General features: G+C 31.4%; 15 protein-coding genes and 1 pseudogene. 9 read left to right on the top strand and 7 right to left on the bottom strand.

What is annotated here, in order from left to right; genetic code table 11:
• Window positions 1-278: 278 nt before the first annotated feature.
• Window positions 279-1049 (bottom strand): 5'/3'-nucleotidase SurE, encoded by a 771-nt coding sequence (gene surE, locus CHRY9293_RS06790; protein ID WP_162032312.1) that lies wholly within the window; start codon window positions 1047-1049, stop codon window positions 279-281.
• 144 nt (window positions 1050-1193) lie between these two features.
• Here surE and CHRY9293_RS06785 point away from each other — a divergent pair, with 144 nt between their 5' ends.
• Window positions 1194-3323, top strand: coding sequence for a carboxy terminal-processing peptidase (locus CHRY9293_RS06785; RefSeq protein WP_162032311.1), 2130 nt, complete (start codon window positions 1194-1196; stop codon window positions 3321-3323).
• A 66-nt stretch (window positions 3324-3389) separates the two neighbouring features.
• On the opposite strand, the gene CHRY9293_RS06780 is transcribed toward CHRY9293_RS06785, so the two are convergent.
• Window positions 3390-3893 (bottom strand): superoxide dismutase family protein, encoded by a 504-nt coding sequence (locus CHRY9293_RS06780; RefSeq protein WP_162032310.1) that lies wholly within the window; start codon window positions 3891-3893, stop codon window positions 3390-3392.
• 384 nt (window positions 3894-4277) lie between these two features.
• Between CHRY9293_RS06780 and CHRY9293_RS06775 the strand changes: the two genes are divergently transcribed.
• From CHRY9293_RS06775 to CHRY9293_RS18940, 8 genes are all read left to right on the top strand, one after another.
• Window positions 4278-6518 (top strand): TonB-dependent receptor, encoded by a 2241-nt coding sequence (locus CHRY9293_RS06775; protein WP_162032309.1) that lies wholly within the window; start codon window positions 4278-4280, stop codon window positions 6516-6518.
• 50 nt (window positions 6519-6568) lie between these two features.
• On the top strand, window positions 6569-7219 hold the full coding sequence (locus CHRY9293_RS06770; RefSeq protein ID WP_162032308.1) for a hypothetical protein: 651 nt from the start codon (window positions 6569-6571) through the stop codon (window positions 7217-7219).
• A 136-nt stretch (window positions 7220-7355) separates the two neighbouring features.
• Entirely contained in the window at window positions 7356-8678 is a 1323-nt protein-coding gene (locus CHRY9293_RS06765) for a 2TM domain-containing protein (RefSeq protein WP_162032307.1), read from the top strand.
• A gap of 3 nt (window positions 8679-8681) precedes the next feature.
• On the top strand, window positions 8682-8975 hold the full coding sequence (locus CHRY9293_RS06760) for a 2TM domain-containing protein (RefSeq protein WP_162032306.1): 294 nt from the start codon (window positions 8682-8684) through the stop codon (window positions 8973-8975).
• 44 nt (window positions 8976-9019) lie between these two features.
• Window positions 9020-9586 (top strand): methyltransferase family protein, encoded by a 567-nt coding sequence (locus CHRY9293_RS06755; protein ID WP_162032305.1) that lies wholly within the window; start codon window positions 9020-9022, stop codon window positions 9584-9586.
• A 341-nt stretch (window positions 9587-9927) separates the two neighbouring features.
• Entirely contained in the window at window positions 9928-10983 is a 1056-nt protein-coding gene (locus tag CHRY9293_RS06750; RefSeq protein WP_162032304.1) for a hypothetical protein, read from the top strand.
• Window positions 10977-11252 carry a hypothetical protein gene (locus CHRY9293_RS06745; RefSeq protein ID WP_162032303.1) on the top strand — a complete coding sequence of 92 codons (276 nt, stop codon included), beginning with the start codon at window positions 10977-10979 and terminating at the stop codon, window positions 11250-11252. The genes CHRY9293_RS06750 and CHRY9293_RS06745 overlap by 7 nt, the downstream gene beginning before the upstream one ends.
• Before the next feature lie 364 nt (window positions 11253-11616).
• A complete protein-coding gene (locus CHRY9293_RS18940; RefSeq protein WP_162032343.1) occupies window positions 11617-11895 on the top strand; it encodes a DUF4291 family protein in 279 nt (92 codons plus the stop codon).
• Here CHRY9293_RS18940 and CHRY9293_RS06735 read toward each other — a convergent pair.
• From CHRY9293_RS06735 to CHRY9293_RS06715, 5 genes and pseudogenes are all read right to left on the bottom strand, one after another.
• Complete coding sequence (locus tag CHRY9293_RS06735; protein ID WP_162032302.1) at window positions 11882-12382, bottom strand: HEAT repeat domain-containing protein; 501 nt, start codon at window positions 12380-12382, stop codon at window positions 11882-11884. The two genes, CHRY9293_RS18940 and CHRY9293_RS06735, sit on opposite strands and share 14 nt — an antisense overlap.
• 127 nt (window positions 12383-12509) lie before the next feature.
• A pseudogene (locus tag CHRY9293_RS06730) lies at window positions 12510-12764 on the bottom strand (RHS repeat-associated core domain-containing protein); the annotation flags it as partial.
• A gap of 228 nt (window positions 12765-12992) precedes the next feature.
• Window positions 12993-13652: a hypothetical protein gene (locus tag CHRY9293_RS06725; protein WP_162032300.1), complete on the bottom strand. Its 660-nt coding sequence runs from the start codon at window positions 13650-13652 to the stop codon at window positions 12993-12995.
• A complete protein-coding gene (locus tag CHRY9293_RS06720; RefSeq protein WP_162032299.1) occupies window positions 13649-17062 on the bottom strand; it encodes a DUF6443 domain-containing protein in 3414 nt (1137 codons plus the stop codon). The genes CHRY9293_RS06725 and CHRY9293_RS06720 overlap by 4 nt, the downstream gene beginning before the upstream one ends.
• A gap of 11 nt (window positions 17063-17073) precedes the next feature.
• Window positions 17074-19470 (bottom strand): hypothetical protein, encoded by a 2397-nt coding sequence (locus CHRY9293_RS06715; RefSeq protein WP_162032298.1) that lies wholly within the window; start codon window positions 19468-19470, stop codon window positions 17074-17076.

The following is a 19470-nucleotide window of genomic DNA, read 5'->3' as shown; positions in this document are numbered from 1 at the left end:
TTTTATTGAACAATGGAAAACAAAGGAATTTTATAAATTAATTAAGAATAAAAATTACCAACTTTTTCTTCATTAGGGGGATCACTTTTTATTTAGAATTTTTTCCATGTATGGTAAATAAAAAACAGCATTACAGAGTGTATGTATTTTCTATGATGCTGTTTTCCATTTTAAATCCTAAAAGTGACCTAAAAATGACTATTTTTAAATGCAATAATTGTACTCTTAAGTTTTTTATATTGCTTATTAGTTGTGAGTTAATCACATTAAGTAATGTATTAATTAAAGCTCATTACTTCTTCTAATGTTTTCATATATTCATAGGCCGTTAAGTCAAACTTTACAGGAACAATTGAAATATAGCCATTTGATAATGCGGTTTCATCAGCATCTTCCGATTCATCCATATTATTAAAATATCCTGTCAACCAGTAATATTTTTTTCCATGCGGATTTATTCTTTCGTCAAAACTTTCTTCCCATTTGGCATGTGCTTGTTTACAAACCTTTACTCCTTTGATCTCTTCTTTAGAAAGTTTAGGAATATTTACATTCAGAACAATACCTTTAGGCATAGGGTTTTCTAATGTTCTTCTTACAATATTTTGAATATGCTCTTTAGCCTGTGTGAAATCTGCTTCCCAGCTAAAATCGAGTAGGGAAAATCCAATTGCAGGCAGATTTTCTACTCCGGCCTCCACCGCAGCAGACATAGTTCCTGAATATATTACATTAATTGAAGAATTTGCTCCATGATTGATTCCAGAAACAACGATATCAGGTCTTCTTGGTAATATTTTATCAAGAGCCATTTTTACACAATCTACAGGAGTTCCGCTGCAAGAAAAGTCTCTTTGGGGACCTTCAAGATGTACCTCTTCATAACTGAGAGTAGAATTGATGGTAATAGCGTGACCTTTTCCACTTTGTGGAGAATTGGGAGCGACTACAATCACTTCACCGATTTCATTCATAAAATTTATAAGATTTCTGATACCCGGTGCTGTGATTCCATCATCATTAGTAACCAGAATAAGTGGTCTTTCCATAAAAAATTAATTTTAACAAAAATACTTAAAACTATTCGATATTTATAAATAAGGTATTAAATTTGATAGTTTGTAACATGAAATTAATTGTTACTACTAATTTGTAATAATACTTTTTAAAAATTAAATAAATTAAGATAGTTTATGTGGAAAAACTTCAAACTAAATAAATTTTTACTCTTAATTCCATTAACAAGTCTAATGTTTTGTTTCAACTCACCTAAAAATGATGATGAGAAAATGCAGACAATAATGGTGAGTGTTAAAAATACACTTTCTTATTTGCACTATAGCCCGAAGCCTATTAACGATGCATATTCCAAGGATGTATATAAACACTATTTCGAACTGGTAGATCCTGCGAAAAGATATTTTTTACAGGCCGATATGGACGAATTCAGTAAAGATGAGACTAAGCTCGATGATTATCTTAATACGGGAGATCTTACTTTCTACAAACTTACTATTGATAGACTTTATCAGCGAGTAGATGAAATAGATAAAATCACCCAGGATATTTTTAATAAGCCTATTAATTTGGAAGAAGATGAGAGTTTAACTCTTGAACCAAAATCGAAAAAAATTCCTGCAAATAAACAAGAACAATATAATGAATGGAAGAAATTCATTAAATATAATATTCTTCAGGAGATCGAATCGATGAATAGCAAAGAAGAAGCTCAGAAAGTAAAGAAAGATTCTGTTCAAAAATATAAATTGAATGATACGATTAAATTAGAAATACTTACTCCTGATCAAAAAATCAAAAAGGCAACAGATGAAGTAAAAGATCTTGTAAAAGATACCTTTACCAGGTTCAAAAAAAGGAAAAAAATGGATTGGTTTACCGTATATATGAATGCATATACGGAGGTATTTGATCCACATACCAATTACTATTCTCCAAAAGATAAAGAAGACTTTGATACACAATTTGTAGGAAAAGTTATAGGAATTGGAGCAATTATTCAGGAGAAAAAAGGAAATCTTTACTTGGGAGCTTTAACGATTGGCGCACCTGCTTGGAAGTCTAAACAATTGTCAGAAGGAGATAAAATTCTGAAAGTAAAATCCAAACCAAAAGATGATGCTGTAAATGTTGTAGGAATGCTTGTAGATGAAGCGGTTAGATTAATTAGAGGAGAGAAAGGAACCCCGGTTACGTTAACGATTCAGAAAAAAGATGGAACGATAAAAGACGTAACAATGATCCGTGAAGAAGTGGCTATTGAAGATACTTTTGCTAGAAGTATTGTAGTAAATTCTCCGAATGGAAAAAAATATGGATTCATTAATCTACCAAGTTTTAATGCAGATTTTGAAAATGCTAATGGAAGAAATGCTTCTGATGATATAAAAAATGAAATCATTAAATTAAAGGCTCAGAATATTGAAGGAATTGTTTTGGATCTAAGAAATAATGGAGGAGGATCCTTAACCGAAGTGGGCGATATTATGGGACTATTTATGGAAGCTGGGCCTTATGTACAGGTGAAGGATGGAAATGGTAAAATCCAAACACTAAAAAATAAAAATGAAACGCCTATATGGACGGGTCCTTTGGTGATTATGCAGAATGAACTTTCTGCTTCTGCTTCTGAGATTTTAGCTGGAGTAATGCAGGATTATGGAAGGGCAATGATTATAGGATCTCCACAATCTTTTGGAAAAGGAACGGTACAAACTTTTGTCGATTTGAATAGGTTTTTGAATACAGAAGATGATTTTGGATCTTTAAAACTTACCATTCAAAAGTTTTATAGAATTACCGGAGAATCTACTCAACGAAAAGGGATTGTATCCGATATCAAAATGAAAGATTTCTTTACGTATGCAGAAATTGGTGAAAGATACGATGATTATGCATTGGCGTGGGATAAAATTCCAAGCACGAAATTTCAGAAATTAAATTATCTCGATATTCCGGCATTGGAGAAAGCAAGTGCAGAGAGAATGGCAAAAAATTCCAATTATCAACTACTTTTAGAATCTGCTCAGTGGAGAGAAAAACTAGATAAAGAGGAAAGCATTACCTTAAATCTTAAGAAGTTTAATGAGCTAATGAAACAAAGGAAAGCACAAATTGAGAAATTCAAGGCTTTAACCAAGTTTGATAATGGATTAAAATTCACGATATATCCGGAGGAAGTTGAGCGTGAGAAGAAGGATGAAGCATTCAAAAAGAAAACTGAAATGTGGATGAAAAATCTTAGGAAAGATTCTTACCTTCAGGAAGCCATGAACATTATCTCAGATATGAGTAAAAAAATATAAGATTAAAAAAACCGCTAATTGAATAAAAATTAGCGGTTTTTTATTTAATTAGGTGTGACGGAAATATTATTTTATTTCTACACATCCCACTCTTCCTCCTGCATTTCCAGTTGGCTGAGTATGGAAATCGTCAGCTGCGGCATGTATAATAAGACCTTTACCTATGATGTTTTTAGATTCATCTGTGCAGCCTATGCACCATTTGTCAGTTTTAAAAGTTAGAGTAGCTTTTCCACTGTTATCAGCAACCAAATTACCGATATCACCCATATGGAAATGCTCAGCCCCCCATTTTCCGTGATCATCTTTTGCAGGATTCCAATGCCCTCCTGTAGAAGTTCCATCAGCTGCAGAGCAATCTCCTTTTTCATGAATATGAACTGCATGAACTCCTGGTGTAAGATTAGTTACATCAAGTTTCATAACTACTTCTTCCTTTTTTTGAGTAAATTTTGCCGTTCCTCCTGTCTGTGTACTGCTTTTAGCATTGATAGGATACGTTTTTGTGGTGCAACAAGAAACTGCAAATAATGCAGATCCTGTCATTAATACTAATGTCTGTAATTTCATTTTCAAATGATTTTAGGATAAATTTAAAAAAGATTTTTCAAAAGACTTTATGATTATTGTTTTTTTGGTGTTTAATAGGGTTAATAATTCTTTTATATATGCTACAAATAAATTTGTCAAATTGTAGAAAATCATTTAAAAAAATTCATTAATTGGAATGTATTATGTTGTTTAATGTGTTTATTTTTAAATATTTATGTTGTTTTTTTGAATGACTTAGATCTCTATATCGTTTTATTAAAGTTCCTATGCAAAGAAGCGATTTATTAATTTTATATTTCTATTAACTTATCCCCGGTTCGGGAATGAAACTATACCTTTTAGTAAAATTTTTTCTGTGAAAATAGATTTTGAAGTTTATTTTTGAACTGAAAATTAATAACCATGAAAACAAAGGGACAAAGATTATTTTTCCTGATTTCTTTCTTAGTTTTTGCTTTGGGGTATTCTCAAGTAAAAATTTCAGGGAAAGTTATGTTCAGAAATAAAGGTGTTAAAGAGGTTAATATTACTCTTAAAGATACGTATGATGGAGCAACTACAGATGCTGAGGGTAATTATTTATTTGAAACCACCGAAAGAGGAAACCATAGTCTGGTATTTACTCATCCAAAATATAATGATATTGAGAGAGCTGTTCTTATTGGTGATCATGATTTACTCATAAATGCAGAGTTAAAAGAACAAATCAATGAAATTGATGCAGTGGTAATTTCAGCTGGATCTATTGAAGCGAGTGATAAAAAAAGAGCTACTGCCTTATTGACACCAATTGATATTTATACCACAGCCGGAGCAGATGGCCAGATTTCTTCTGCATTAAATTATCTTCCAGGTGTTCAGAAAGTAGGTGAAACGGAAGGTCTTTTCATTAGAGGAGGAACGGGGACTGAATCAAAGATATTTATGGATGGAAGCCTAATTAATAACTATTTCTCAAGCTCAGTTCCGGGAATTGCAGGAAGAGATCGATTTAATACCTCATTATTTAAAGGAAATATATTTTCTAGTGGTGGATATTCAGCATTGTATGGACAAGCTCTTTCAGGAGCTCTTATGTTAGAAAGTGTTGATTTACCAGATCAAAGTTCTTATGATTTTGGTATTTCCCCCATATTTTTGAGTGCTGGTTTTCAGAAACTAGGCGAAGATAAAACCCATTCTTATGGGGCAACTTTAGGGTATTCTCTTTTGAATCTGATGGAAGAAGTGATTCACTTTAATACAGATTTTATTGAAGCCCCAAAAGGTCTTAATGGAGATTTTAATTTTAGAGTTAAAACCAAATCGGGTGGTTTCTTTAAATATTATGGAATGTTTGACTCGAATAAAATGGGAGTAAAGTCAGAAAGCTTAGAGCCTGATCAATATGATTTTGCATTGGTGAGATTAAAAGGGAGAAATACATATCATAATTTATCTTTTAAGCAAAAATTTGGAAAATATCTTTTAAATACCGGAGCCTCTTATTCTTTCAACAGATCTGACTTGAATTTTTCGACAGAAACCAATGATATTGAATCTGAGAAAACACAGTTATTGACAGATGGTAACTATATTAATTTTAAGGCTGTATTGGAAAGGAAAATAAATAAGATCAGTGCATTGAGAGGAGGTTTTGAATTTAATAATACCCAGGAAAAACTTCATTTTGAGAATTCAGATAAAAATTATAAAGATCTTATTTCTTCTATTTTTGCAGAGACCGATCTGGGTTTCAGCAATCGATTTTCAGCAAAATTAGGAGTGAGAGTTGAGCATTCCACTTTCTTAGATAAAAGTAATATAGCACCGCGTTTGGCATTAGCATATAGGCTATCCAAAGATTGGACAACATCCCTTGCTTATGGACTTTTTTATCAGAACCCTGAGAGTAAATATATTAATGGCCCTTCACAACTGGATTTTCAGAAGTCTCAGCATTATATTTTTCAGCTTCAGAGATCGTCAGAAGGAAGGAGTTTGAGATTGGAAGCTTTTTATAAAAAATATGATCAGTTGATTAAAGTGAAAAACCTAGCAAATATTGAAGGGCAAAGTCAACCTATTCAAACGGCTGATAATAATGATGGATACGGATATGCTAAAGGAATAGAATTGTTTTGGAGGGATAAAAAAACAATTGAGAATATTGATTACTGGATCAGTTATTCATTTTTAGATTCGAAAAGAGATTTTATGAATTATCCTATGAGCCTAAAACCGAGCTTTGCATCAGAACATACGCTTTCCTTGGTGGCTAAAAGATTTATTCCAAAATTGAAATTAGGGGTTAATCTTTCTTACACTTATTCTAAAGGTAGGCCATATTATGATATTGTTACAGAGAGTATTAATGATCAATATTATATACGTAAAGAAGGAAGTCTGAAAGATTATAGTGCATTAAATCTCAGCGTTAATTATTTACCAAATTTAGGAAAAAAAGACGCTAAAGCTTTTACTGTATTTGTATTAAGTATATCAAATGTCTTGGGAAATAAAAATATATATGGATATAATTTTTCGATGGATGGGACAAGAAGTTCGGCTGTTGTACCTCCCGTTAATACTTTTGTTTTTATTGGAGCGTTTATCAGCTTTGGAGTGGATAAAACTCAGGATGCTATTAATAATAATTTATAAATTTCATTAAAATCATTTTAAATATTACTTAACTTTAAAAAAAAGAAACTATGAAAAAATATGTCTTAAGTATTGCTTTAGTTTGTATAAGCTTAATCTCTTATGGACAATCTAATTATGAAAAAGTAATGTCCGAAAAAATTGCTAAACTGGAGATGTGTAAAACCACTGAAGACTATCAAATGTTAGCTAATGATTTTGAACGAATTGGAAAAAAAGAAACAACCCAATGGCTTCCTTCTTATTATGCTGCGTTTGCACAGATTCAAAAAGGGAGAATACAAATGAGAGATGGAAAAATGGAAGGACTATCTGCTTATTCAGAGGCAGCCTTTAAGTATCTTGACCAGGCGGAGTCTTCAGCAGGAAAAGATAATGCAGAAATACATCTATTGAAGAAAATGGCTTATTCATTGAGCATGATGGAAAATCCACAACAGAAATATATGACAGATGGTGTGAAAGCTGCTGAAGAGCTAAAGATAGCAGAACAATTGGACTCAAATAATCCTCGAATAGCTTTGATTAAGGCAGAAGATATGTATTTTACGCCAGAGCAATATGGAGGAAGTAAAACAAAGGGGATAGAGTTGTTTAAAGAAGCGTTGAATAAGTTCAATACATATAAGCCAAAATCTTCAATTGACCCAAGTTGGGGAAGGGGAGAGGCAGAATATTTTATCAGTCAAGCAGGTAAGTAATCTATCAATAAAAAGTTTTCCTTCACTGAAAGGAAAACTTTTTTATTACTATTCGGTGTAATAAATTGACAGTTCGGTAAAAAATATTTTTTATTATTCTTAGATAGAGCTAATTTTAGGATATATAAAACGAATCATGAAACGTAAAGGGTTAATCATATTACTTTGGGTGTCTTTGGCTACCAGCTTGTTTTTCTTTTTGTTTTTTACGGATGAAAAAAGCTTCAGGAGTTTTATGATGACACTTCTTATTTCTACCATGTACTCCTTTTTACTTGGCTTTGGGAATGGGGCTATAAATGAATTTTTAAATAAGAAATTTCCTTGGTTGGAAGCAACGAGGACAAGAACCATACTTAGTGTCATTTCTATTATTTTAGGGAACTTTATCTTAGTTTATTTTTGTAATTATATGAATTTCGTTGTTATTCAGAAAGTGGCAACCACCGAAGATTTTTTTTCTAAAAAATATGGGACAACGAATTGGTTTATGATCAATATAGCTCTCTTGATATCTGCTTTCCTTCATGCCAAGGGATTTATGGATGAGCTTAGAAAAACCTCTAAAAAAGAAGTGGTAGAGCAGAAACTCATTGCGAAATCAGCCAATGCTCAATTTGAAAGTCTGAAAAATCAGCTTGATCCTCATTTTCTTTTTAATTCTTTAAATGTACTGAGTTCTTTAATAGATGAAAATCCTCATCAGGCCCAAAAGTTTACGGCTTCTATGTCTAAAATTTATAGATATGTTTTGGAACAGAAGGATAAAGATTTGGTTACAGTAGAAGATGAAATTGATTTTGCAAAAGTATATTGCGAACTTTTGAAAACGAGGTTTGAAGATAGTGTTGATTTTATATTTGATGTTCGAAATGAAAGTGTAAAAAAGTTTGTTGTTCCACTTTCTTTACAATTGTTGCTTGAAAATTGCATCAAACATAATTTTGCGACTTCCTCAAGACCTCTACAAATTAAGATATTTTCTGAAAATGATACACTTTGTATTGAAAATAATCTTCAAGTAAGAGAGCAGATAAAGGAGAGCGCAGGAATTGGGTTAGCCAATATTGTTCAAAGGTATTCTTTACTCACCAAAAGAAATGTTTTTATAGAAAAATCAGAAGATTTTTTTAAAGTAAGACTTCCAATACTTAATACTAAACCTAATACAATCAATGTTAAAAGTATAGATCAAGATAAAGTATATGAAAGAGCTCAGAAGCGTGTCAAAGAAATAAAAAGCTTTTATGCAAATCTGATTTCATATTGTGTTGTTATCCCATTTTTAATTATCATAAATCTTATTGTCAGTTCAAAAAATATTTGGTTTTATTTTCCAATGTTGGGTTGGGGAATAGGAGTTATTGCTCATGGACTAAGTGTTTTTGCTATTGGTAAAAATTGGGAGGATAGGAAAATCAGGGAAATTTTAGAAAAACAGAATCAAGAAAAATTGTAAACCATGGAAAATATAGATCATAATGATATCCGCTATAAAAAAGCGGCAAAAAGAGTGAAGAAATTGAAAAATTTTTATACGTTTTTTTTCATTTATATAGCGGTAAATATTTTCATTTTATTTCTTAATTATAAAGGGTTAAAACCTGGTGAGACCATTTGGAGAATAAAATATTTTCTAGTCCCTTTATTTTGGGGAATAGGCTTGATTATATATGGAATGAGCGTTTTTTTACCTAATTTTTTCCTAGGAACAAAATGGGAAGATAAAAAAATAAAGGAATTGATGAACAAATAGAAGTTGATATTCCTTCAATGAAATAATGTCTAAAATTATAAATTATGAGCGTCATTCATATGTTTTTTTATATCTTAATGATGGTTTGGTTCCTTACTGAATTCTTTTATAAAAAGAGATTAAAATCTGAAGATCGTGATCAAAATAAAGATAGTTCAACTTTGGACATCTTATGGATTGCCATTATTTTTTCTATTGCGAGTTCTGTTACGGTCTCTTATCTCATAGATTTTCCTATTGTTCACGCTGCTTGGATTGTATATTTAGGAGAGCTATTTATTGTGATGGGGATTGTTTTTAGATTTATTATTATTAAATCTTTAGGGAAATATTTTACCGTTGATATTGCTATTAAAGATGATCACGCAATAAAAAAAGAAGGTTTTTATAAATACTTGCGCCATCCCTCTTATGCTTTTTCTTTACTGACTTCTTTGGGATTAGGATTGTATTTAAATAATTGGATTTCTCTAGCGCTAGCATTTTTAATTCCTTTCTTAGCTTTTAGCTATCGAATAATGATTGAAGAAAAAGCATTAATAGAAAGATTTGGAGAAGAGTATATAGAATATAGAAAAAAAACGAAAAAGTTGCTTCCATTTATTTATTAGATAAGAATTTCGGATGTTTAGTTTTTTATAATGATATATAAATCAGGGTTTTTCAGAGACAATAGTTTTATTTCTACATTATTGTAGTTTTTATTTGCAAGCAATATTTTTTATATTTTTCTTTCTATATATTATTATTGTTTTAATATTTCATTTTTTAATTGATATTTCATTTTTTTATTCTGTTTATTGGTTAAGTGTTATAAAATAATGCGTTTTTTCTGTTTTCTAATGTTTTTGTAGTTTTGCGCCCTTAAAATTCGTTGCAGTCTCGTTATGCATCACTTCTTGAAGTTTAGGATCATTATATAAACTCAATAATAACAATTTTAAAAATTAACATGAAAAAACAATTATTTGTTTTATTAGCAAGTATGCTATTTTCCTTTCCTTTGATGAGTCAAGTTGGGATTAATACGACGTCCCCTAAAGCTACATTAGAAGTAAATGCCAAGAATCTTGATGGAGAAACATCGGAAGGGTTACTTTCCCCGAGATTATCGGGAGATGCATTGCATAATGCAGACCTTAAAGGAGTTTATAGAGAAGGCCAGGATGGAACTTTGATTTTTGTTACGGCTGCTCCCTCTTTTTCTAATCGTGTAGGACAAACTGTCAATATAGATACTCGGGGTTTTTATTATTATGATTATCCTCAAAACAGGTGGACAAAATTAAACGTAACAACTCTGGAAAAAGAAGTTTCTAGCAATCAAACTTTTAGTAAAGGAATTTCGGAGGTTAACAAAGGGGCATTCAGTTTCTTAAGTCCTGCAGCATTAACGAAAGTTAACCAATGGATCAGTAAAGGATTGAATGAAAGCAAACTTCTTGCTGCATTTAATAAAGCAACCAATAAAGAGGCATTAGTAAGTAAATTAGAAACCTCCAAAAGTATATTTCATCAACGTGTTCATATTGAAGATTGGGATAATATACCGGGAATTGTAAAATCAAGTTATGTTCGTAATGGATTATCATCAGCTAAAACAAATTCTTCTTGGAATAATGCGGCTCTGGATTTACCCGCTATAGAAGCTGCGAATTTTGTAGATGCTACAGCTGTTGAATTGCAGGCAGGAACTAAAATTTATCGTGTTACAGGAGGTGCTCCGGGAGGAGGGTATTGGACATTGCAGAAACCTTCATCGGTGGGAAATGTAATTGGAGGAACTGCTGTTCAACCCGCTTGGAATGATTTTAGTAAAATGTATGTGTATGAAGTGCCTCAAGGGCAAACCTTAAAAGTTTGGTTAGGATCAACAGCTAAACAGCTTATAGAACAAGGTATTACAAATCCACATTTACCTGGAGGTGATCAACAAATATTTATCCCTCAGATAATAAGGAATGATGCTTTTCAAAATTTAATAAAACAAACTCAGTTACCATGGTAGAATCCCAGGAAATTAAAGATCAATATATTTCATTATTAAGTAGGGTAGAAAACGAGGTCACTTTAAATCCTTTAATATCGCCCTATTATGACTATTTAAATACATTTCGGGAAGCTTTTACGGATGAAGCGAATGTCCTTCATAAAGATCATTTAAAAGAGTTTTTAATCGGAGCCAATAGATATTCAGATGAGTTTTCTTTTTCAGATGACTATTATCATAAGGTAAAGGAAACTATCAATAATCTCTATGAAATCCTTAATAGATAAAATTATATATTGATCGATTCTGAAATCGAGATATATTTTCAAGGGAAGAATAAAGTTTTGAACCAAAGTAAAATTTTTTGCTTTGGTTTTTATTATTTATGAGCTATTAGAATTGTTTCCAATAACCGGGTTTACAATGATTGCTGAATCAGTAGTAAATAATCAGACCTTTTTTTCACCCATTTTAAAAAAGAAAGAATGCCTTGGATTAAGCCTTCCTTTTTATAGATGATATATAGATTGGGCTGGGGAACTAAAGAAAATATATTGGCAAAAAAATAAAAAAATTAGACTTTGAATGGGCTTTAAAAAATTCTTGTTTGTCTCATTTTGATAAGGATATTTATAAATCCCATGAAGAAAAATATTAAAAAATTCACCCGTTCGAATTCAGTGGGACCCGGAAAAAAATATTTTTCTAGAACCGTTAAATTATCGCTCTATTCAGATTGGCTTATCTAACATAGCAGTAGAAAATTATACTAAAGACTGGATTATTAGTATCGATAATATTACAGAATATTGCAAAGAAATTCATCAGCTTATTAAGAGAAATAAAATAAATCAAGCAAAGGATTTATTGCCCCACGAACAATCTTATCCTTTGCCTGAAGATATTGCTTTAATAGTTAATTCTTATTGAGAACTTGCTCGATTTGAAAAATTGCATTTTCTTTTATGATGGGGTCATTAGAGGCTTGTAATAATCTGAGCTTATTTATTGATTTGGGTGTGTTAATAGCACTCAAAGCCCACATACATTTTTTTGCTAAAGCTCTCATATCATCATAATCAGGAATATTAATAGCAACTTCGTATAATTTATCTATACTTTTAGGATCTTTGATCAATTCAAGAATAGTGATAATATCCTCCTCTGAAGTATGCCATTTCTCATCTAAAAGTTGTAATAGGATATCGGTATAATCTCCGTCTGCCCCATCGTTACAGATCACAGCAAGCGTATTAGCGAGGCCTTTTTCATCCTTATTTACTAGATTGCCTTTCAATAACGAAAGCGTTTCGTTTTTAAAACGTAAAAGATTCCCCGAAGGAAACTGGTCCCAATAATTATCAAAATAGTTAGTTCTATTTAGTAATCCTTTATAAAATTTCACAAAATTAAACATTACGGTATTGTTTTAAAGTTTTTTATCCAAGGGTTGAACATATGAGTATTTTGCTGTATTCCCAAATTCATTGCGCCTTGTTCTGATTTCCATAATAAATTCCCTCTTGCCGTCCAGCCTAAGTCTTCTCTGCCAACGGATCTATCACACCCCATCTTCCAATATCGGATATATAAAACCTCGCACCATAATCATACATTCCGGTCTCTTGCAACTCCTTACCATTATACTTGTACTGATAACTCGGATTTCCACTCAAGATAGTATACCCTTGATGCTTTAATCCAAACGGATAATAATTGTTTTCTTCAAGAGATTCATTGTTAAAATAGTTTAAACGCACATTTACTAAATGGCCTGTATAGTTGTAAATATACTTACTTAATCGAAAAGAAATAAATATAAAATTTGAAACTAAATATTTTCTTTTTTTGTATGATTTTGCTTTAAGCAACATATTTTAAAGCAACGTAGCCAAGATACTATAAAAGGTGCAAATATAAATTGTTGTTCTTTTGGTTTTTCTAATTAGATAGGGTAAAGAGATAGATAAAAATCTCCTACATTTGATGTTACAAACATAGGAGACAATTTTTTCTAGGAAGTGGATTTAGGGTACAATTAAATCCTCAGTAAGTATTTCATTTGTTCCTAAACTTTTATCATTCACATTTAATGTTTCAGAAAATAGACTCTTGATCATAACCTTTTTGGCTATAGGGGTTTCTAATTTAAACAAATAATAATGACTTTTGTTTATTTTATTTTCAATTTTTGATTCTTTTAAAATGTTATTGTTTTCATCCAGTATAATATAATATAAGTTTGCGGACAAGACAGATTCTTTTGATTTTGGAGTATGAAAATAATAATTTAAAATATACCCGTTCTTTTTTAATGAATAAAATTTACTTCTTACAGAGTCAATAAAATTGTTTTTATAAAAAATATATTGATTAATATTTTCTTTATTTTCAAAATCAATGTATTGTAGCCTAACTTTATTGATTTTATTAATATCATGTATTGTCCACCATCCCGTTTTTTTATTTAAATTTTTATTTATATAGCCCTCAATTATATATTCTTTATTACTAGCTTTAATTTTGATTAAAGTATCAGCATTTATTTTCTGAACATTATCATATTTTTTTAAATTGGTAATATCATTAAATATATCATTAGAACTTATAAAATCTTTATCTATTTTTTTCGTACAAGATAATAGAATTAAAGACAAAAAAAATAATATTATTTTACTTCTTTTCATTTCTTTTTACCATAATTTTTTATTGCCCAATTATGTAATCTTGAGCTGCTAAGTGAGTCTAACTTTGGAGAAGTCTTTTGATAATAATTTTCTATACCTTCATTTGTATTGGAAATTCTATGAATAGTATCAATTAAGTGGCTAGCATCTTTATTCCAAATATTGTGAGTAACATCAATACTATCATAATTATCACTTTTAATAAATTTTGTGAGACGCTTTTCAATATTCAAGAGCTTATCCGATGTTTTCATTTTGAAGTCAAACTTTCCTTTTCCAATAGAGGATAACCATTGAAGTAAGTCATTACTCTCAATTTTATCTCCAGGTTTCAGTTTATTAAGAGTCTCTTTGTCAGGAGCATTTTTACCACCAGAAAAACTGTAAAATGTTTCCTGAGTTGTTCCAATAATATCTCTAAACCAATTTGATAGACCTAAAAGGCCTGTTGAGCCATTACTTTTATCAGTTGGTAAATAAGAAGCTTCTCCATTAAATCCTAAATAGGTTTTACCGGTATTCTCTTCTTCTTTACCTTGTATAAAAGAATCTTCAATTACACTACCATCATCTTTATATTCAGTAAAACCTCTTTTTGTATAATTGTTTACAGTAAGATCGCTTTGCCAGCTCCAAACCCCATCTTTTAGCCCCCATCCTAAGCTTTCTCTGCCATCTGGATCAATAAAACTTATCGGATTATTAAAAGTATAATTATAAGGATTATGCCTTCTCATCTTCTCCGCCAACGGATCCACCACACCCCATCTACCGATATCCGGCATATAGAACCTTGCGCCATAATCATACATTCCCGTCTCCTGTAACTCCTTACCATTATATTTGTACTGATAACTAGAATTTCCACTTAGTATGTTATACCCTTGATGTTTCAATCCAAACGGATAATAATTGTTTTCTTCAAGAACTTCTATTCCTGATCCATTGTTAAAGTAGCTTAAACGTACATTTCCCAAATGGTCTGTATAATTGTAAATATACTCATTTTTTACAAAATCAAAATAGCCCTCTGAAGTAGGAATAAACTTCAAGGTAGAAGTTGGAGTAAATGAATTGGAAGTACCATTATTGTCATATTGAAATCCATCTAAGTATTGGGTCTCCTTTGTTCCTATTCCGAGAACATAGCTTTTTGCCACTTTTACTCCATCTGCTCGATATATATAACGAGTAATAGCAGCATTTGTATTCCCTGAATTTTCCTTAATTTCTGTCGGAAGATTCAAAAAATTGTATCTAATACTATTAATTCCTTTATCAGGATGACTGATCATATTTCCATTGTTATCATAACCTATAGGATTTCCTGTTCCAGAATATCCATAAGAATTTTGAGTTGCGTCAACTACCTTAGTTAATCTATTTCCTAAGTAGGTATAAGTAAGATTATCAATCTGCATGGCTAAACCATTCGGATTTTTAGCGTTTCTATATAAATGGGTAATATTACCATTGATATCGTATTCGGTAGCTTCTCCAAAGTGATCTTCCTGCGGAATTGTACTATTCGGCTCAGAATAGTGTCCGAACGACAGCCTGTTTAAGGAATCATAACTGTAAGAATATCTTTTCAGTATATTATCATTCGAAGTTTTCCAATCAATCTCTGTGATATTTCCATTATATTGCGGATGAGAAAAAGAAGTATTGATCGGATTATGATATTTCATCTCATATCCAAACAATTTTCCATTCAAATTAGAAGGATCATTGATCTTTGTCATCCATCCCCTTATGTTGTATTGATAATCAATAGTTTGGAGAGGGGAAGTCCCCATTATTCCACCTACTTTTTTTGTTTGTAATTGAGAAAGTTCATTATAGGTATTTTCTGAAAGAACTTCAGGCAGCAGTCGGTCAATTTGATGGGTGTGTTTGGTAAGTCTGTTTTGATGATCATATTCAAAACTTTCTATAATCCTTTTTTGGGTATCAGTATCTAGTTTTTTATGATAGGTCCTTAGGGTTTTAATAGCTCCTGTAAAATCAAGTTCATTTTCTGTTTTTGTAAATCCACCCAGATAATTAATGGAATGAGTCCCAATTACTCTTGCTTTCGTATCGTAATACATATAATTCTTCGTCCAGTTATCATCTTCAATATTCTTTATTAAACTCATAACAGGAAGGCCTCTTGTGCTTTTACCTGCAGAAGAAACGATATCTTTTAAAGTCGTTACTCCTAAGATTGATTTTGGAAAAGAAGGATTAAAACTATATGTAGGATACGTATCATAGTAATTTACAGATAATACAGTTTCAAGATAAGGAAAGTGATTATTGGTATATTGTACCTGCATTCCATTTTTGGTAAATCCTGCTGCATTTCTGCTTTCAATAATCAAATTGTTGGCGATCATGTTTTGCATATCTGCTCGATAAGATCCGGTTACTATTCCTGTGATAATGACTCTACCAAATGAATCATATTTTGTAAATAACCATTTTCCGGAAGCCCTCATGACTTCATCTTGTGTGAAGATGAGTCGATCTGCTTTATCATACACCATATGTTCCCAACCTTTTCCCGGAAGTTTCTTTTCTACCAATCGGTTTCTGCTGTCATATCGATACTGATAACAATAATCATTTAAAATAGTATCAGGAATTTGAGCTCCCATAGCAATAGACGATGCTTCTATTGAAGACTTAGGAGAAATAACAAAGGCTAATTGATCATATTCATTGTAAATATAATAGGTATCTGCATATTGGGTAGCATGGAGCATTTTTCTTATAAGAATGGTTTGATTTTTTCCATTCTTAAATTCAAAAGTTTTGTTGCCATCTTCATCTATTGTCGTATTTTTATACAGTTTTCCTATCGGATAGACTTGAGTATGATTTAGTACATTAGAGTACATTTTATTTTGTGTATCCCATGTGGCTATTGCTTCATATTTTTGTACATTGTCTGAGGCAATATTAAGATCATAAGAGAACGTAACGGGTTTTTGGGCCCAATCATTTCCTACCTGTATCTGTTTTTGAATTCTATTCAAAGGTGAGCTTTCTAACACTTTTTCGGAATAGATTTTTTCTGCACCGTAATATCCAGAACTGGTCGGTTGAAAAGAAGAATAGTAGGCTCCGGCTAAAGTATTGGCTTGTGGAATAGGAAGATATTCTTTTATTTGTCTTCCATAGGGATCATATTCTATGGGAGTTACAATATCTTTACCTTGAGGAGTTGCTCTTACATTCACAACTTGCTTTGGCCTTCCCAATCCATCAAAATATTGGACCGTTACGACTTGTCGGTTGATCTGAGTTGTTGTTTTTACAGAATCTAGGTATACTTTTGTTTTAATATAGTTTTCTGTATTGGTCTGTGCAAAAAAAGATTGTGCTACAAACAATACAAGAGATGATATTATCTTTTTTGTCATGATTTTTATAATTAATGTTTGTAGTTGTATTGATACTCTTTTAAAATATTACCTCTTTCATCCACAACGCTTTCGAGGCGGTTGCCCAAATCATACTGATAAATTTCCCTAGCTCCGGAAGGAGGTGTAATAGTAGTAGCTCCAATTAAAGGATCATAAGTATAGGTGGTGATTTGAGTTCCGATGAGGTTAGAATTATTTCTGAAAGTATCTAAAGCACTCAATAATATTTTTTCAGAAGCGGCATCTACATCAAGATCAGATTTGGATACTATATCTGCGATATAAGGTGCGACTTGTGCGGAGGTTGCTCCTTCAACTTTTGCAATAGGCTGTGTCTTTTTATATCCCCAAACAAGGGTAACAGGAACTCCTTCTTTCGTTGTATATTGCTCCAGATTTCCTTTAGTGTCATATTGGTTGAAAGTAGCTTCAGTACTTGTTATATTATTAGGAATATCATATATGATCATTGAAGTGGGGAAATTGTGAGTGATGGACTCATATTTCGTTTCTTTTTTCAATAGAATTTTTCCGGGATCTGAACTATTCTTTTTACTCGTAGCTACTGTTTCTAAAGGAACTCCCAAGATATTAGCATTGATCAATTTCTGATTTCCTTTTTCCATAGCATAGAAATAGGACGTTTCCTTTATCTGACCATCAAAAGAGGTTTCTACTTCCTTTTCCACCAATTGATTATCATTATTGGTAATTTCCTTTTTAGTTTCTGAATATCCGGAATTGAAATAGGTTTTTGAGCTTATCTTTTGGTTTAAAATCAACATAGGTTTTACATAAAAGTTAGCAAACCCAGAATTAATCATAAAAAATTTGGGATACGGTGTATCACGGAAGACATATTCAAAAGATTCTTCAGTTTGTTTTTGGTTATTTGAATTATAAATCTCTTTCTTTTGTATCAATCCCCCTCTTGTCATGAGGTAGTTAGGCCAAAAAAGGAATGTTCCCCCTACCTCATAGGGTTCTTCAGGATAGGAATCAGGAGCGATAAAATAATATTTTGTATATCCATTTCCGTCAGAAATCTTTACATTTTTGTATATAATAGAAGGGTTGGCAGGAGTAGTTCCATCAAAAGTTCCATCACTTACAAAATAAGCACTTGAATTATTGGGATTATTAAAATCACGATAATCATATTCTTCAACTCTAGAAGGAGATGTTGTTATATTCTGGTTATCAAAATATTTTACCCTTTTAATGTGAAGCATTCCTTTATCAAAAACCGGATAGTTTGGAACCATATCAAAATCATATTGGATAGTTCCTCCGGTAGGTAATATTATTTTTTTGATAGGTAAAAGTTTATAGGTAAATCCAACTGATGTCTGCATCTGGACTTGTTCATATTCGTAACTTGTTTTCTCTACAATAGCCTCATTTTTATCTACTTTGCTCAATGATTGCAATTTTCGTGCATCACTATCTATATAGTTTAATATATATTTTGATACAAAACGATTATCGCTGGTTTTTAAGGTGAGATTCTTGACATAGAATTTGTCGTATTTTTTATTTAAATTCCCCACTACACTTTCATCTTTACCATATTCAAGCTGTATAATCCCTTGATCTTTTATTTCTATTTGGGAAAGCTTTTTCGTATAAGAGTCAATAAAAGGAGTTCCTATTTCATAAGTAATATCTTCTATATAATTACACTTTACAAGTTCTTGATTGTTTTCATCCAGAATTGACGTTAAATAAAAAGCACTTCTGTATTTTTTAGAAGCCGTTCTTAAAGGACCTAAAATTCCTGGTGTTGATTGCCACACCGACATGGTATGGGTGCTATATGTTTCAAACTTATATTTGATGCCTTTATCATTGGTAATTGTAAAAGAATCTATAATAAGAGTAGCTGAATTACTTGTTCGTGTATATTCTATTTTAGCATTTGAAGGAGTTACTTTGACTAATTGGAAGGTATTATTTCCTATATTTCTGATAAACCTAAATTTTCCTGTTTCTCCCGGGATATTAAAAATATAAATATCATCAAAAGGATTTTTTATATAATTGAAGAAAGAAGCATCATCAAAAGCTTCATCAAAGTCATTCATTATTTCCCTTGAAATAACGGAAGGACCTAATAAAGACCATCCTGAACCAACTTCCCCAATCCAACCACCTTCCATAAGACTGCCGGCATGATAATTTAAGCTCATATTTATAGTTACAGCCTTATTATTCGTAGGAACACTGAAAAGATCATTCGAGATATTGGGTATTCCTGTCTGAATAGATACAGGCATATTGGTATACGTTGCCAATGCCGAAATAGAAGGGATAGGGCTAGTAATCCCCACATTGGCACTTGATATTTGACTATGATAGCAATGAGAAGCTATCATAATATGCATTAAAAATAATATTTTTTTCAT

The organism is Chryseobacterium potabilaquae (assembly GCF_902728265.1).
Lineage (GTDB): Bacteria > Bacteroidota > Bacteroidia > Flavobacteriales > Weeksellaceae > Chryseobacterium > Chryseobacterium potabilaquae.
Note: the sequence above shows the minus strand (reverse complement) of the source record. Positions and strands in the feature narration are given on the sequence as shown.